The organism is Collinsella sp. AF04-24, from assembly GCF_003465685.1.
Lineage (GTDB): Bacteria > Actinomycetota > Coriobacteriia > Coriobacteriales > Coriobacteriaceae > Collinsella > Collinsella aerofaciens_AP.
The window spans coordinates 19884-35890 of record NZ_QSBK01000002.1; the positions used below are offsets into that span (position 1 = coordinate 19884).

Sequence of the window (16007 nt, forward strand, 5' to 3'; positions counted from 1 at the left end):
ATGCCTAAACGTACTGACATCAAGCGCATCCTCGTTATTGGTTCGGGCCCCATCGTTATTGGCCAGGCCTGCGAGTTCGACTACTCCGGCGCCCAGGCCTGCAAGGTGCTCAAGGAGGATGGCTTTGAGGTCATCCTGGTCAACTCCAATCCGGCGACCATCATGACCGACCCGGGCTTGGCCGACCGCACCTATGTTGAGCCTATCACCGCCGAGTTTATCGAGCGCGTGATCAAGAAAGAGCGCCCGGACGCGCTGCTGCCCACGCTGGGCGGCCAGACCGGTCTGAACGCCGCCGTCGAGCTGGCAAAGGACGGCACGCTCGACAAGTACGGCGTCGAGATGATCGGCTGCGACCTGGCCGCTATCGAGCGCGGCGAGGACCGCAAACTCTTTAACGAGGCCATGGCCGAGATCGGCCTGGAGGTCGCGCGCTCGGGCTATGCCTACAGCGTGGCCGACGCCGAGGCTATCGCCGAGCGCGTGGGATATCCCTGCGTACTGCGTCCGAGCTTTACCCTCGGTGGCGCCGGCGGCGGCATCGCGCATACCCACGAGGAGCTCGTCTCCATCGTGAGCCAGGGCCTTGAGCTCTCGCCTGCCCATGAGGTGCTGGTCGAGGAGTCCATCGAGGGTTGGAAAGAGTATGAGATGGAGGTCATGCGCGACCACGCCGGCAACGGCATCATCGTGTGCTCCATCGAGAACCTCGACCCCATGGGCGTGCACACCGGCGACTCCATCACCGTGGCGCCAGCGCAGACCCTCTCCGACCTTGAGTACCAGCGCATGCGTGTCGCGTCGCTCGCCATTCTGGAGAAGATTGGCGTCGAGACCGGCGGCTCCAACGTGCAGTTTGCCGTGAACCCCCAGACCGGCCGTCTGATCGTCATCGAGATGAACCCGCGCGTGAGCCGTTCGTCCGCACTGGCCTCCAAGGCCACGGGCTTCCCCATCGCCAAGGCCGCCGCTCGCCTGGCCGTGGGCTACACGCTCGACGAGATCGTCAACGACATCACCAAGGCAACGCCCGCCTGCTTTGAGCCCACGATCGACTACTGTGTGGTCAAGGTGCCGCGCTTTGCCTTCGAGAAGTTTAAGGGTACCGACCCCACGCTCACCACGCGCATGAAGGCCGTGGGCGAGATTATGGCGATCGGCCGCACCTTTGAGGAGGCCTTCGGCAAGGCCATGCGCTCACTGGAGGACGGTCACCAGGGCATCTGCGCCGGTGGCAAGGAGGGTGCCGACAAGCTGAGCGACGATGAGCTCGCTCAGGCCGTGGCAACCCCGACCGAGCACCGCATCTTCTTTGTGGTCGAGGCCCTGCGCCGTGGCTGGGACATCGCCCACATCCATGCCATCTGCGGTATCGATCCGTGGTACCTCAACCGTATCAACGACATGGTGCAGGTCCAGGAGAGCATCCGCGGCCTGCGTGTGGAGGATATCGACGCCGACGCGATGCGCCTGCTCAAGCAGTACGGCACGAGCGACGCCGAGATTGCCGCGCTGACCGGCTCGGACGAGCGCTTTGTGCGCGCCTATCGCAAGGGTCTGGGCGTGGTTCCCAGCATGAAGACGGTCGATACCTGCGCTGCGGAGTTTTCGAGCGCCACGGAGTACCACTACAAGACGTACGAGAACATCTACCGCACGAGCCCGGATGCCAAGAAGTGCGTGGCTCCCGACGAGACCACGCCGGCGGACAAGCCCAAGGCGATGATCCTGGGCGCCGGCCCCAACCGCATTGGCCAGGGTATCGAGTTCGATTACTGCTGCGTGCACGCGAGCTACGCGCTGGCGGCCCGCGGCTTCGAGACCATCATGGTCAACTGCAATCCCGAGACCGTCTCGACCGACTATGACACGTCCGACCGTCTGTACTTTGAGCCGCTCACCTACGAGGACGTCATGGACGTTATCGATGTCGAGCGCCCCGACGGCGTCGTGGTGACGCTCGGCGGCCAGACCCCGCTTAAACTGGCGCGCATGCTCGAGGAGAGCGGCGTCAACATTATGGGCACAAAGCCCGACGCCATCGACTTTGCCGAGGACCGCGAGCGCTTTGCCGCCCTACTCGACAAGCTGGGCATTATGTACCCGCCGGCGGGTCAGGCCACCTCGTTTGAGGAGGCCGAGGCCGTGGCCGCGCACATCGGCTACCCGCTGCTGGTGCGTCCGAGCTACGTGCTGGGTGGCCGCGGCATGATGATCGCCTACGATGCCGGGCATCTACGCGATTACATGGCCGAGGCTGCGCGCATTAGCCCCGACTACCCGGTGTACCTCGACCGCTTCCTGGAGGGTGCGATTGAGTCCGATGTCGATGCCCTGTGCGACGGCGAAGAGGTCTACATCGGCGGCATCCTGGAGCATATTGAGGAGGCCGGTATTCACTCCGGCGACTCTGCGACCTGCATTCCGCCGTTTAGCTTTAGCGAGAGCCTGCAGGCGAAGCTCCGCGAGACCACGCGCCGCATCGCGATGGCGCTGGGCGTACGCGGCCTGGTCAACGTGCAGTATGCCATCAAGGGTGAGACCGTCTACGTGATCGAGGCCAACCCGCGTGCCAGCCGTACCGTGCCGTTTATCTCCAAGGCCACCGGCGTGCCGCTGGCCAAGTGCGCGGCGCGTATCATGGCGGGCGATTCCATCGCGAGCTTGGGCCTGCCGAGCGATGAGCGTCAGCTGGACTGGTTCTGCATGAAGGAAGCCGTTATGCCCTGGGGCCGTTTCCCGGGCGCCGACGTCATCCTGGGGCCCGAGATGAAGTCGACGGGCGAGGTCATGGGTATCGCCAAGAGCTATCCCGAGGCATACGCCAAGACGCAGCTGGCGATCGACTACAAGCTGCCCGACCCGAGTTGCGGCAAGGTGTTCATTAGCGTGTGCGACCGCGACAAGCGCCATATCCTTTCGGTCGCCCGTATCCTGCGCTATCTGGGCTTTGACATCTGCTCTACCGAGGGTACGGCGCGCGTGCTGCGTGGAGGCAACGTGACGTGCGAGATCGTGGAGAAGATTAGCGGCCCGCACGACGGCGAGCGCCCCAACATCGGCGACCTCATCGCCGATGGCAAGATCGCGGTGATCATCAACACGCCGTACGGTCCGGGCTCGCGCGGCGACGGCTATCTGCTGCGCACCGAGGCAGTGCGACGCGGTGTGACCTGCGTGACCGCGATGTCTGCCGCCAACACGTACGTGAGTGCCATCGAGGCGGTGCGTGAGGACCAGCAGGGTCACGGCAGCGCCAACGACATGGGCATGGACGTCATCGCCCTGCAGGACCTGCCGCAGCACACGGTGTAATGTGACCTGGTCGGCCGGGGCGGCAGCCGGACACTTTCTCTCGGAAACTGGGCTTCGCGAAGTTTTCCGAGAGAAAGGACCGCCTCCCGCCCCGGCCTACGGTGACTCGGTTGCACCGTGTGCTGCCGAAGGGGCTTTGTGCGATGACTAGGGCTGAATAGAAAATGAGTGTGGGCGCCGTCGTTCGTTTGAACGACGGCGCCCACGTTTTGGATTTATTGGGCTGTGGCGGTGAAGGTTGTTTTGTCGGCGGCGATGTGCACGTGCAGCTTTGCCTGACCGTCGCAGCTGATGAGCACGCCTACCTCGAACGGGGTTCCCGTCTTGTCGTAGGTCGAACGCACGATGCGCATCGCCGCCTTACCGGTGTTCTGTCCCAAAAGACGCGCCTCATGCTTGTCGAGGTTGACTGTCTCGTAGACGGCATCGACGCTTGCGGGCAGGATGCCGGTCTTTTCCGCGATGTAGGCGTAGAGCGAGCCATCCACGTCTTTGCGCGTGAGCTCGGGGCAAAGTGACACGGGGATATAGACGTAGTTGAGCTCCATGGGTTTGTCGTTGGCGAGACGCAGGCGGCGAATCTCCCAGACGGGTGTCCCTTCGGGCACTTTGAGCCCGGAGGCGATGCCGCGGACGGCCGGTATGCTTGAAAAGGCGAGAATCTGCGAGCTCGGAACCCGTCCCGCTTCGCGCATCCGCGCGCTGAAATTCAGGGCCAGGTCGATGCCGGGTGCTGAAGTTTGGGGCTTGATGAACGTGCCCTGGCCGCGCTTGCGCACCACGCGCCCCTCGATGACGAGATCTTGGAAGCAACGGCGCACGGTCGCGCGCGATAACTCCAGCCGCTCACAGATTTCGAGCTCGCGTGGCAGCGGCGTCTTGGTGTCGAACGCCTGGCTGGCGATAAGCAGAGCGATTCGATGTTTAAGCTGGACATAGAGCGGCGTATCACCGCTGCGGTCGAAGGGTTCGGAGGCGAGAAACGAGATCATATCCATGGGGTACCTCCATGTCGTGGGCGTACGTGACATGGTCTGACACTGCGGGGCAAACCGGAGATGCCAGGCCCGATTCTTGCTGGTATGTATGGTGCATAAGGAACATAAAACATTTATCAGGCAATCTACCTGCTATTTTAAAAATAATTAGAAGAAAAAATAATTTAGGCACAAAAATAGTTGGTACCGTTAACCGATGAATAGTTGCCGTTCGCAACTATTTTCTTGTACCGAACATGCCCCGGCGCAACAATAATCTCAGCAAAAAGCAAAGCCGTGCGACACACGGCAGGTCGAGAGGAGACCGCATGCGGTATCTGGTAATGGTCAGTCACGGAACGCTCGCTCCCGGACTGCACAGTGTCCTCAAGATGCTCGGCAATGACGCCCCGAACATCTTGTCGACGAGTCTCGTGGACGGCATGGGCGCTGACGAGTATGTCGAGAACGTCAAGGCGATGCTCGCTCCCGTTACCGCCGATGACGAGGTTGTCCTGCTTGGTGACATCCTGGGCGGATCGCCGCTCACCAATGCCATGAACACGCTGGCCGAGAAGGGTTTGCTCGCCCACACCATTGCCTTCGGCGGTATGAATCTGCCCATGGCTATGACCGCCATGATGGGGCTTGCCACCATGGACCTGGATTCCCTCAAGCAGATGATGCTGCAGGAGGGCAAGAACGGTATGTCCGAGCTCGTTGTCCCGACCGATGACGCCGACGACGAGGACGACGACATCTAGGCAGCGCATCCGCCCAAATTTTCGTGATGGAGCGGGGGTTAAGAGGAAAGACCCCCGGTGATAAAGAAAGGGAGAACGCATGATTTCGTTCATCCGTATTGATGACCGTATGATCCATGGACAGACCGTTACCCGTTGGGCCCTCGAGTATCCCTGCGACGGTCTTATCGCCGTCAACGACGCTGCAGCGTCCAACCCCGTGCTCAAGGAGGCCTACAAGAGTGCCTCGGGCAAGAAGACGTTCGTGTGGACCAAGGAGCACTTCAAGGAGGTCTCCGAGAAGGTTCTCAAGTCCGACACCAAGTACTTCCTGATCACCAAGAACCCGCTCGACATGAAGGAACTTCTCGTCGATTTTGGCTTTAAGCCCGGCATGGACCGCATCATCGTCGGTCCCTGCAACGATCGTCCCGGCACCACCAAGCTTGGCAACAACCAGTCGATCACGCAGGAAGAGGCCCAGGCGCTCGAGGATCTCACCAACGCCGGTTACACGGTCGAGTTCGCCCTTATCAAGGAGAAGTCCATCGGTGAGTGGCCCAAGTTCCGCGGTCAGTTTGGCTTCTAGTTAGGTGCCAGCCGCATTTTGGTATCTACAGCCCTTGGTGAAAGGGGCTGAGGAATAAAGAAAGGGGAAAGCATGGCAATCAATGCATTCCAAGCCGCGCTGTTCGGCCTGTTCGCCTGCCTGGCATCACTGCCTGGCATGGGCGGCACGACGATCGGCAACTACACTCTGGGTCGTCCTCTGGTCGCCGGCCTCATCGTCGGCATCATCATGGGCGATATGCAGACGGGTATCCTCGTCGGCGCTGCCATCCAGGTTGTCTACATCGCTCTCGTGACCCCCGGCGGAACCGTCTCCGCCGACGTCCGCGCCGTGTCCTATATCGGCATCCCGCTGGCGATCCTCGCCATCAAGAACTCGGGCATCGATCCCGCCTCCGCTGAGGCTGCCGGCATGGCCGCATCCCTCGGTGCCGCCGTCGGCACGCTCGGCACTGTGCTCTTCTATGGCACCGCCACCATCAACCTGGTGTGGCAGGGCATGGGCTGGAAGTGGCTCGAGAAGGGCGATCTCCACAAGCTCTACCTGGTCAACAACGTTCTGCCTTGGATCGGTCACATCGTCTGCTCGTTCCTCCCGACGTTCATCATCACCATGGGCGGCACCGCCATGGTCGACCTCATGAAGACCTACATGCCCATGGACGGCATCGCGATGAAGACGCTGTTTACCGTCGGCTCGCTGCTGCCTACCGTCGGTATCGCCATCCTGCTCAAGCAGGTCATCTCTAAGCCCACGGACTTCCTGACGTTCTTCTTCGGCTTCACCCTGTCCGCTGTTATGGGCTGCAACCTGATCGCCGCTGCCGGCATCGGCTGCTTCTTCGCCCTGATCAACTATGAGATCGCTTCGCTCAAGATCGACCTCGCAAACGCTCCCAAGGCAGCTATCGCCTCGGGCTCAGATGATGAGGAAGAGGAGGACATCTAATGGCAGAGAAGAAAAAGCTCTCTAAGAAAACGCTTGCCAAGTCGTTCCGTAACTGGTCCTATGGCAACCTGACCTGCTTCTCGCAGGAGCACATGCAGACCTTCGGTTACCTGTGCGCCATGCTTCCGATTGTCGAGGAGCTCTACGACACGCCCGAGGAGCAGAAGCAGGCCCTCCAGACCTACTCCGCGTTCTTCAACACCGAGCCGCAGATCGGCACCATGATTGTCGGCGTCACCGCCGGCCTCGAGGAGGCTCGCGCAAACGGCGAGGCCATCGACGACGACGCCATCAACGGCATCCGCGCCGGCCTCATGGGCCCGCTCGCCGGCCTTGGCGACTCGCTGATCGTCGGTACCCTGATCCCGATCCTGCTCGGTATTGCCCTCGGTCTCTCGACCGGCGGCTCCCCGCTCGGCGCCATCTTCTATATTGTCGTGTGGAACCTGCTCATGTTCCTTGGCATGCGCTTTGCCTACAACCAGGGCTATGAGCTCGGCGGCAAGGCGGTCGAGGCCCTCGTCGGCCCCAAGGCCAAGGCTCTGCGTGATTCCATCGTGATGGTCGGTACCATGGTCATCGGTGCAGTCGGTGCTACCTGGGTCTCCATCACCTGCAGCCCCAACCTGGTGCTGCCCGGTGGCGGTAAGTTCCAGGACACGCTCGATGGCATCTATCCGCACCTGCTGCCGATGATCTTCATCATCTTCTGCTGGTACATGATGACCAAGAAGAAGGTCAACCCCATCGTTATGATGCTGATCCTCGTTGTGATCGCATTTGTGGGCGTTCTCATTGGCTTCTTCGACCCGGCACTGAGCTACTAGTCATCATCCCCTGGCCCCCTGTAAGGCCGTGCGGCCTCAACCGCACGGCCTTCTGATTTTGCGCCGCCCTTCAAGGGCAATATGGCCAGCGACCTCCATCGCCTACACGACACCCGCTATATTGCTCTTGAAAGATGACGTATTCGACAAACGATGCACTTGCGCATGATGCACACTTTGCACGAGGAGGACCATATGCACGAGAAACATGGACACGACCTTTCGCGCGACGACTTGATTCGCGAGGCAAAGATGCAGACCGATGCTATTCAGCGGCTCAATGTTTGGCTGCGCCTGGGCTATTCGCTCGTGGCGATTGGCTTTTTGATGGGGATGTGGGGTATGCAGGGCGGCCCCGGCTGGGGTGTCCCCGTGGGCATCGTGTGCCTGGTGGTGGGCACTCCGCTTTCGATCGTGCTTAAGGTCGGCACGACCAACGCCAAAAAGAATGTCGAGCGCATGCTCGAGGCCGCTGGTGTCGACGTTGAGGAGCTTATGCGACGCAAGAAGGACGAGCAATAGACTTCCGCGTTGGGGTATCATAAATAATTGTTGCGAATGTTAACTAATGTACGGCAAATGACGGTTTTATGGCCCTTCTAGAGTTGCAAAGGACAATATCCCCAGTGGATTACGATGACGTCGCTCGAAAACTGATTGTGTACTCACGTTCCCTTGCCAAGGGATCCTTGAGTGCTGCCGGCGGCGCCAGTGTGGGCGAGGCACCGGTTTTACAGTATCTATCGGGTATTGACGGTGATGTCATTCCCTCCGAGATTGCCAAGAAGCTGAAATTCTCCCGTGCGCGCATGTCGCATATCTTGGATTCACTCGAGAGTAAGGGTTACGTTCAGCGCAGGACTGATCCAAACGATCGTCGGCGTGTGCTGGTGAGCATTACCGAGGAAGGCCGTGATTTCGCGGCGAAAAAAAATGCCGAGAGTGTGGCATCGCTCTCGAAACAACTCTCGGCGCTCGGCGAGCACGATGCCCAGGAGCTCGTGCGCATCCTGAATAAAGCTTACAGCCTTACCTATGATGCCGACGACTACCTGGACAATCTATAAGGATAAAGACAGACATTTAGGTGCATCTTGAAATGCACCCGGGACAGTTGTGCCCATCAGCCACCGTCAACATCTCATTCCAAACCAAATCAGCCAACGTACGTCATGGCAATCCCCGGTAGGTCGAGGGTGCCCCGCGGCGGTCTGGTGTTTTCATCTGAACGACTTTGCGAAGCAACCGGAGTGAAGATGAAAACACCAGACCGCCGCGGGGCACCCGCAGACCGCAGGGACGGGAGCAGCTATACTACTCTCAGTAGTTAAGGGTCGCGGATTCGCCGCGTCACCGCTCTCAACAGGAGGTCTTTGTTTATGGCAGATCAGAAGCCGGTTGTCGGGATCATCATGGGTTCCAAGTCCGATCTGGGCGTTATGGAAGGCTGCACCGCCGAGCTCGAGGCACTGGGTGTGCCCTATGAGCTCGTCATTGCGAGCGCGCACCGCACGCCGGCGAAGGTCCACGAGTGGGCTTCGACTGCCGCCGATCGCGGTATCAAAGTGATTATCGCCGCCGCCGGCAAGGCCGCTCACTTGGGTGGTGTCGTGGCTGCCTTTACGCCGCTGCCGGTTATCGGCGTGCCTATGAAGACGAGTGACCTGGGCGGTATGGATTCGCTGCTGTCGATGGTGCAGATGCCTTCGGGCGTGCCCGTGGCCTGCGTTGCCATCAACGGTGCCAAGAACGCCGCCATCTATGCCACACAGATTCTGGGTGCTTGCGACCCCGAGTACCGCAAGGTTATCGAGAAGATGAAGCAGGAGATGGCTGACGCCTAAGCGTTCCGCCGTTTCACCGCAGTATAAGGAGAGCCATGTCCGATTATCAGGGAAAACGATTCAAGGCTTCTCAGATTCCCGATCCGTCGAAGCCAGGTGCTGCCCGTGCGGCACAGCAGGGTCGGACATCCTCTCCTCAGCAGCCGCGCGCGCCGCGCCCCGTGACACCGGCGACGCATCGTCGACAGGACGCGCCGGCCGCATATCGTCCTTCGTCTTATAGCTCCGCTAAGAAGCCGCCCCGGTTCTCATCGCATGCCGCGCCGTCGGATTGCACCGAGCCGCCGCGCAAAAAGCGCCGCTCCATTATTCCCATTCTGCTCATCATCATCGGTATCGGCCTGATTGTCGCCGCCGCCGCTATCTTTATTAATGCCCAGATTGGCTATAAGCAGGCGAGCGATTCGTATCAGAAAATCGAGAAGCAATATGTAAGCGATAAGGATGCCAGCGGCGTGCCGATTATCGACTTTGATGCGCTTGCTCAGACGAACCCCGAGATTGTGGGTTGGATTTACGTGCCGGGAACCAACATCAACTATCCCGTGGTGCAGACCAACAACAACTCCAAATACCTCAACACGCTGTTCGACGGAACGGCTAACGCGTCCGGTGCCATTTTCCTGGATAGCGATGACACCGCGCCGGGAATGGTCGACCAGCAGACCACGATCTACGGCCACCATATGAACGACGGATCGATGTTCAACGTGATTTCGGACACCACTGATCAGGCGACGTTCGATAGCATCGAGTTTGTGTACTACATCACGCGCGATGCGACGTATAAGCTGCGTCCGCTGGCGACCAAGGTGGTCGAGGACACGTATGCCAAGGCGCGCACGACCAATTTTGAGGGCGACGACGGACTCAAGAACTACCTGTCCGAGATGCTCGACGGCGCTTCTGCCGTGGCGAGTGATGCTACCGATCGTGCCGCTTCGGCAACTAAGGTTGTAACGCTTGTGACCTGTCGTTCGCTGTCGCTGAGCAACACACGCGCCGTCATGGTGCTCACGCCGGTCGAGGAATAAGTTGTTCGAGAGTAGCTAAAAAGGCCCCGTCCCAAATTAGCTACTCGACGACGGTAAGGGAGAAATGATGCTCGAGAGTGGCAAATTGATGCCTTCGATTGATGCTTGGCTGTGTGAGGCCAAGGCCGATGCTTCGGCGGCAGGCTGCGGGATGTATCTGACGCATAACGGTGTGGTGCGTGCGACGCCCAAGGCCGAGGTGCGCGGAGTCGAGACCGATGGCGTGGCACCAGGCCACAGGGTGGGCGGCATGGTCTTTGACTACGACGCCGAAAAGGTACGGTCTGCTATCGAGGCCACGCGCGCGATGCCGGGTATCGGCTATGTGCGCGTGTGGCTGGCAAGCGGCGAGCTTTCCGTAGGTGACGACATCATGCTCGTGCTTATCGGCGGGGACATTCGCCCACACGTGGTCGATGCACTGCAGGCGCTCGTTGGCACCATCAAGAACGAATGCGTGAGTGAGGTCGAGCGCGAGGCATAGAGGATTGCGTCGATAGAAGGATCGTTTATAAAAATGCCCACCGGTACGTGTGATACCGGCGGGCATTTTGCGTTTTGGGCGCGGTGAGCGCTATACGCGTGTCGCATCCTTGGGGCTCATGGTCATGCTCTGGAAGCGGTTTTCCATGTACTCGTTATCGAAGTGCTCTCCGTAGAACTGTGCGACGGGAATGTCCGGCTCCGTGCCGTTAACGCGCTGGTACCAGTAGTCGAGCGACTGCAGCGTCATGACGCCGTCGACCAGCATGATAACGGTAAAGATGACGGTGGCCGAGTAGCGGCTCTTCCAGGGGATCTTGTTGATAAGCTTAAGCAGCCTCGGCAGCAGCAGCTTGATCCAGATGAGGCCGCCCAGGCCCCACAGGCAGGCGAAGCCCGTGCAGGTGCGTCCGCCCGTGAGGACCACGAGCGGATCGGGCAAACCGAACAGCGTTATGTGCGAGTAGCTCCACGAGACCACGCCAAACGCGGTCTGCATAAACCAGCCCACGAACACCTCAAAGCTGGCGCCGAGCAGGGCGCTCACCAGGAAAATGATGATGGGGTTCTTTTTGTAGAAGCGGTTAAGCACCATGGTCATGAGCACGGCGCCAAATCCGTAGATGGGGCTGAAGGGGCCAAACAGCATGCCGGCGCGGTTCTGATAGACGCCCGGGTCGTCGACCGTCATGTGCCAGATGTCCTCGGCGATCAGGCCGAGTATGCAGCAGACAAAGAACACCCAGAACAGGTTGAAGTAGTTGAGCTTGATGTAGCCCTCGCCGGTTTCATCGCGGCCGAGCATGCCCTCGGCGGCGGCGTCGCGGTCGAGCATCTCCTGCAGGCGGCGCTGCAGTTCGCGCTCCTGACGCAGCGTGGGGTCGACGGTTGCCGAAAGTGCAACAAGGATGCCGAGCTGGATCGTGGGACGCAGCAGGAAGGGCCCGATGCCCTGGAGCATCACGTCGACCAAAAGCTCGACGACCGTGAATGCAATAAGGATGTAGGACAGGCGGGCGGCGTTGCGGCGCTGGTTTTTGATAAGGTCCAGGCCAAAGATGATTAGGATGACGGCACTTGCCGCAGAGAGCATGATGCCGGCGACGATAAGGCCGACTGCGACGAGCGTGTTATCGCCGAGCTTTTCGGTGGCGTTGCCGTTAACAAGTGCCGTGATGACCTGCCACATAAAGGCAGCGACTGACGGGAGCGTGCCCACGCCGGAAAGGATGCACAGGACGGCGTACACCTTAATGATGAGGGGAATCTTCTTGACCTCTGTGGCGCTGGGGACGCTGGGGTCGAGTTCGTTTCGATCCATACAGAACCTTTCTCGCTTTGTTGTAGGTTATAAGGATACGCCGCCGACCTGCCAAAAGACAGGATGAACGTCCCAATTGCAACTTTGTAATCCCCAACGGCGGACGCGGCGGCCATCTGGGGGCGCGGGCACTTACACTGGACAGACCGATAAAATGTTTGGCAACAAAACTGATTATTAGCTCGGTGGGCTTTTAAAAAGCGCTGCTCATGCGCTGGGGAGCACGTCGCGCCGTGCGTATAATAAGGCGGGTAACGCCAAAAATACGAGGCTCTGAGGGGATACCATGTCTCAAGAAACCATCCGCGCGGCCGAGCGTGCCGCGGGACAGGTGAACACCATGTCGACGTATGATCCGGACTCCGACCAGCTGCATGAGGAATGTGGCATTTTCGGCGTATGGGCGCCCGATCGCGACGTGGCTCGACTGACGTACTTTGGCCTGCGTGCGCTGCAGCACCGTGGCCAGGAATCGGCTGGAATCGCCGTGGGTGACGGCGGCACGGTTATGGTCCGCAAAGATCTGGGCCTGCTCGACCGCGTGTTCTCCAACGCCGACCTGTCGACGCTCTCCGGCCAGCTGGCCGTGGGTCATGTGCGCTACGGCACTGCCGGCGCCAAGAGCTGGGAAGCCTCTCAGCCGCACCTCTCTACCATCAATAGCGTCATTATCGCGCTCGCGCACAACGGCACCCTCGTCAACACCGACGAGCTGCGCCGTCAGCTGATCGAGCTGGGCGTGCCGTTCCTCTCCAATTCGGATTCCGAGGTCGCGACCAAGCTTATCGGCTACTTTACCCAGCGTACGGGCCACCTGCGCGAGGGTATTCGCAAGACCATGGAGCTCGTGCGCGGCGGCTACGCCATGACGCTCATCAACGAGCAGGCGCTCTACGCATTCCGCGATCCACACGGCATTCGCCCGCTCGTGCTGGGCAAGCTGGTGGACGAGGGTCTGGACCAGGCCGATGCCGCAGCCGTTTCGCAGCTGCCGTCGCAGGACGGCGCCGCGACGGTCGACTCCGCCGTCCGTGTCACGCGCGCCGGCGGCTGGGTCGTTGCTTCCGAGACCTGCGCACTCGACATCGTGGGTGCCGAGTACGTCCGTGACGTCCGTCCCGGCGAGATCTTGCGCATCAGCGCCGAGGGCCTGGTATCCGAGCAGGGCGTGCCTGCAGCCGAAGAGCCCGCCAACTGCATCTTTGAGCAGGTCTACTTTGCCCGCCCCGACTCCATCATGAACGGCAAGAGCGTCTATGCCTGCCGTTACGACATGGGTCGTCAGCTGGCACATGAGGAGCCTGTCGAGGCCGACCTGGTCATCGGCGTGCCCGACTCCGGCCTGCCGCCTGCGGAGGGGTATTCGCACGAGAGCGGTATTCCCTTTGGCGAGGGCCTTATCAAGAACCGCTACGTGGGCCGTACGTTTATCGAGCCTACGCAGGAGTTGCGCGCCATGGGCGTGCGTATGAAACTCAACCCGCTGCGCGACAACATCGAGGGCAAGCGCCTGGTCGTCATCGACGACTCCATCGTGCGCGGCACCACCATGGTGCAGCTCGTCAAGATGCTGCGCAACGCCGGCGCCAAGGAGATTCATATCCGCATCAACTCGCCCGAGGTCATCTGGCCGTGCTTCTACGGTATCGATACCGACGTGCAGTCGCAGCTTATCAGCGCCAACAAGACGGTCGACGAGATTTGCGAGTATATCGGCGCCGATTCGCTGGCCTTCCTTTCGGTCGAGGGCCTGCTTAAGGTCATGCCCAAGGGCGGTTACTGCGATGCGTGCTTTACCGGCCGCTACCCCGTGGCGATTCCCGAGAGCTTTGGCCGCGACAAGTTTATGGAGGGCTTTAAGCCCCGCAACCTGGACAAGCCGCTGCACTTTGACGACGACGCCGTGATCGAGAAATACGACGACCGCAGCTGGGAAGAGGAGCACGGCGAGGCATAAAACCTGCCATATGGGGACAGGTTTATTTTGGTAGGTTTTACCTGCTGTTTTGTTGATATGACGGCGCGTGCTGTTATGGCGCGCGCCGAAATGAACGCAACTATGAGCACCGTTTGGCGCCCGTGCGGCGCCACGGTAGTGGGAGAGGAAGGCTCAGATGAGCGACAGCAAGCATGTGACGTACGAGGACGCCGGCGTCGACACCGCCGAGGGCGGCCGCGCCGTCGACGCGATTAAGCAGATGGTCAAGGACACTAACCGTTCCGAGGTTATCGGTGGCATCGGCGGCTTTGGCGGCCTGTTCTCGGCCGCCGCGCTCAAGGATATGGAAGACCCGATCCTGATTAGCGGTACCGACGGCGTGGGCACCAAGCTCGTGCTCGCCCAGATCATGGACCGTCACGAGACGGTTGGCCAGGACCTGGTCGCTATGTGCGTCAACGATATTCTGGCTTCGGGCGCCGAGCCGCTGTTCTTCCTGGACTACGTTGCCATCGGTCACATCGAGGCCGAGCACATGGCAAAGATTATCAAGGGTGTGGCCGACGGCTGCAAGCTCGCGGGCTGCGCGCTCGTGGGCGGTGAGATGGCCGAGCACCCGGGCGTCATGGCTCCTGCCGACTACGACCTTGCCGGATTTACCGTGGGCGTCGTCGACCGTCCCAAGATGCTCGACCCCGCAAACGTCCACCCGGGCGATGTGATCCTGGGCCTGCCTTCCACCGGCGTGCACTCCAACGGCTACTCGCTCGTGCGTAAGGTCATTGGCGTCGACGGCGTTAAGCCGGGCACGCCCGAGGCCGTCGCTAAGGCCGAGGAGCTGAGCCGTCCGCTCGAGGAGCTCGGCGGTGCTTCGCTGGCTGACGCCCTGCTGGCTCCCACGCGCATTTATGTGAAGCCGATTCTTGAGCTGCTGCGCGGCGGCGCCAACGTGCATGCTATCGCCCACATCACCGGCGGCGGTATTACCGAGAACCTCAACCGCGCGCTCGCCGACGACGTTGACGCCGTGGTCACCCGCAACGGCGCGGAGATGGGTTGGGACGTTCCGCCCGTCATCACCTACGTGTCGCGCCAGGCCGAGCTCGCCCCCAACGAGGCATGCAAGACCTTCAACATGGGCGTTGGTCTGTGCCTGATCGTCGCCCCCGAGGATGAGGCCGCGGTAACCGAGGCCCTGGTCGCGCTGGGCGAGAAGCCGTTCCGCGTGGGCGAGTGCGTCGAGGGCTCCGGTAAGGTCGTGTACTCCGATGAGCGCTAACGAGCAGATGGCTGCTAGTGAGGGCCTGGGCTTTGTGCCCTACGCCCGTCCGACCGGCACCGATACGGCCGAGCCGCTCAAGATCGGTGTGCTCATCAGCGGTTCGGGTACCAACCTGCAGGCGCTGATCGATCTGATCGCCGCCGGTAAGCTCAACGCCTCGATTGAGCTTGTGGTGTCGAGCCGTCCTTCGGCTAAGGGTTTGCAGCGCGCTGAGCGCGCGGGCATCCAGACGCTCACGCTGTCCAAGGATGTCTATGCCGACCCTATTGCCGCCGACGAGATCATCGCGCACGAGCTGCTCGAGCGCGGCTGCGAGTATGTGGTCATGGCCGGCTACATGCGCATGGTGCACACGCCTCTGTTGGCGGCGTTTCCCAACCGCGTGGTCAACTTGCATCCGGCGCTGCTGCCGAGCTTTACCGGTGCGCATGCGATTGACGATGCCTTTGCGCGCGGCGTCAAGGTAACTGGCGTGACCGTGCATTTTGCCAACGAGGTCTACGACAACGGTCCCATCATCGCCCAGCGTGCGCTGGCTGTCGAGGAGGGCTGGGATGTCGACACGCTCGAGGAGCACATCCACGCGATTGAGCACGTGCTGTATCCCGAGGTCGTGCAAATGCTCGCCGACGGCCGCGTCCACGTGGTGGAGAGCGGCAAGGTCGCAATTGATCCGGCACGCTAGTCGTGTGTAAGAGGGCTCATTGAGCGTTCTTTGGGACG

At 60.8% G+C, this 16007-nt stretch carries 15 protein-coding genes; 13 read left to right on the forward strand and 2 right to left on the reverse strand.

Annotation, left to right across the window (positions count from 1 at the left end; all coding sequences use genetic code 11):
* Nucleotides 1-3315, forward strand: coding sequence for a carbamoyl-phosphate synthase large subunit (gene carB, locus DWV32_RS01085; RefSeq protein ID WP_117564030.1), 3315 nt, complete (start codon nt 1-3; stop codon nt 3313-3315).
* Nucleotides 3316-3530: 215 nt separating this feature from the next.
* Here carB and DWV32_RS01090 read toward each other — a convergent pair whose 3' ends face one another.
* A complete protein-coding gene (locus DWV32_RS01090) occupies nt 3531-4313 on the reverse strand; it encodes a GntR family transcriptional regulator (RefSeq protein WP_158551165.1) in 783 nt (260 codons plus the stop codon).
* A gap of 308 nt (nt 4314-4621) precedes the next feature.
* On the opposite strand from DWV32_RS01090, the gene DWV32_RS01095 reads away from it, so the two are divergent.
* The 9 genes from DWV32_RS01095 (at nt 4622) to DWV32_RS01135 (ending at nt 10743) form a co-directional block, all read left to right on the forward strand.
* Nucleotides 4622-5056: a PTS sugar transporter subunit IIA gene (locus DWV32_RS01095; RefSeq protein ID WP_089572603.1), complete on the forward strand. Its 435-nt coding sequence runs from the start codon at nt 4622-4624 to the stop codon at nt 5054-5056.
* A 79-nt stretch (nt 5057-5135) separates the two neighbouring features.
* On the forward strand, nt 5136-5624 hold the full coding sequence (locus tag DWV32_RS01100; protein WP_089572604.1) for a PTS sugar transporter subunit IIB: 489 nt from the start codon (nt 5136-5138) through the stop codon (nt 5622-5624).
* A 72-nt stretch (nt 5625-5696) separates the two neighbouring features.
* Nucleotides 5697-6554 (forward strand): PTS sugar transporter subunit IIC, encoded by an 858-nt coding sequence (locus tag DWV32_RS01105; protein WP_089572605.1) that lies wholly within the window; start codon nt 5697-5699, stop codon nt 6552-6554.
* The gene (locus tag DWV32_RS01110; RefSeq protein WP_117646152.1) at nt 6554-7381 is read left to right on the forward strand and encodes a PTS system mannose/fructose/sorbose family transporter subunit IID; all 828 of its coding nucleotides are present in this window, start codon (nt 6554-6556) and stop codon (nt 7379-7381) included. The genes DWV32_RS01105 and DWV32_RS01110 overlap by 1 nt, the downstream gene beginning before the upstream one ends.
* A gap of 195 nt (nt 7382-7576) precedes the next feature.
* A complete protein-coding gene (locus tag DWV32_RS01115) occupies nt 7577-7903 on the forward strand; it encodes a hypothetical protein (RefSeq protein ID WP_117646153.1) in 327 nt (108 codons plus the stop codon).
* Between the two features lie 104 nt (nt 7904-8007).
* Nucleotides 8008-8448, forward strand: a complete 441-nt coding sequence (locus DWV32_RS01120) for a MarR family winged helix-turn-helix transcriptional regulator (protein ID WP_158550938.1) — start codon at nt 8008-8010, stop codon at nt 8446-8448.
* Nucleotides 8449-8760: 312 nt separating this feature from the next.
* Nucleotides 8761-9225, forward strand: coding sequence for a 5-(carboxyamino)imidazole ribonucleotide mutase (gene purE, locus DWV32_RS01125; protein ID WP_006235810.1), 465 nt, complete (start codon nt 8761-8763; stop codon nt 9223-9225).
* A gap of 35 nt (nt 9226-9260) precedes the next feature.
* Complete coding sequence (locus DWV32_RS01130) at nt 9261-10259, forward strand: class B sortase (protein ID WP_117756933.1); 999 nt, start codon at nt 9261-9263, stop codon at nt 10257-10259.
* A gap of 67 nt (nt 10260-10326) precedes the next feature.
* Entirely contained in the window at nt 10327-10743 is a 417-nt protein-coding gene (locus DWV32_RS01135) for a molybdenum cofactor biosynthesis protein MoaE (protein ID WP_117756988.1), read from the forward strand.
* 90 nt (nt 10744-10833) lie between these two features.
* Here DWV32_RS01135 and DWV32_RS01140 read toward each other — a convergent pair whose 3' ends face one another.
* Nucleotides 10834-12063 (reverse strand): putative ABC transporter permease, encoded by a 1230-nt coding sequence (locus tag DWV32_RS01140; RefSeq protein ID WP_117756934.1) that lies wholly within the window; start codon nt 12061-12063, stop codon nt 10834-10836.
* Nucleotides 12064-12349: 286 nt separating this feature from the next.
* On the opposite strand from DWV32_RS01140, the gene purF reads away from it, so the two are divergent.
* The 3 genes from purF (at nt 12350) to purN (ending at nt 15969) form a co-directional block, all read left to right on the forward strand.
* A complete protein-coding gene (purF, locus tag DWV32_RS01145) occupies nt 12350-14020 on the forward strand; it encodes an amidophosphoribosyltransferase (RefSeq protein WP_117564038.1) in 1671 nt (556 codons plus the stop codon).
* Between the two features lie 157 nt (nt 14021-14177).
* Complete coding sequence (gene purM, locus DWV32_RS01150) at nt 14178-15281, forward strand: phosphoribosylformylglycinamidine cyclo-ligase (protein WP_117756935.1); 1104 nt, start codon at nt 14178-14180, stop codon at nt 15279-15281.
* On the forward strand, nt 15271-15969 hold the full coding sequence (gene purN / locus DWV32_RS01155; protein WP_117756936.1) for a phosphoribosylglycinamide formyltransferase: 699 nt from the start codon (nt 15271-15273) through the stop codon (nt 15967-15969). The genes purM and purN overlap by 11 nt, the downstream gene beginning before the upstream one ends.
* Nucleotides 15970-16007: the final 38 nt, after the last annotated feature.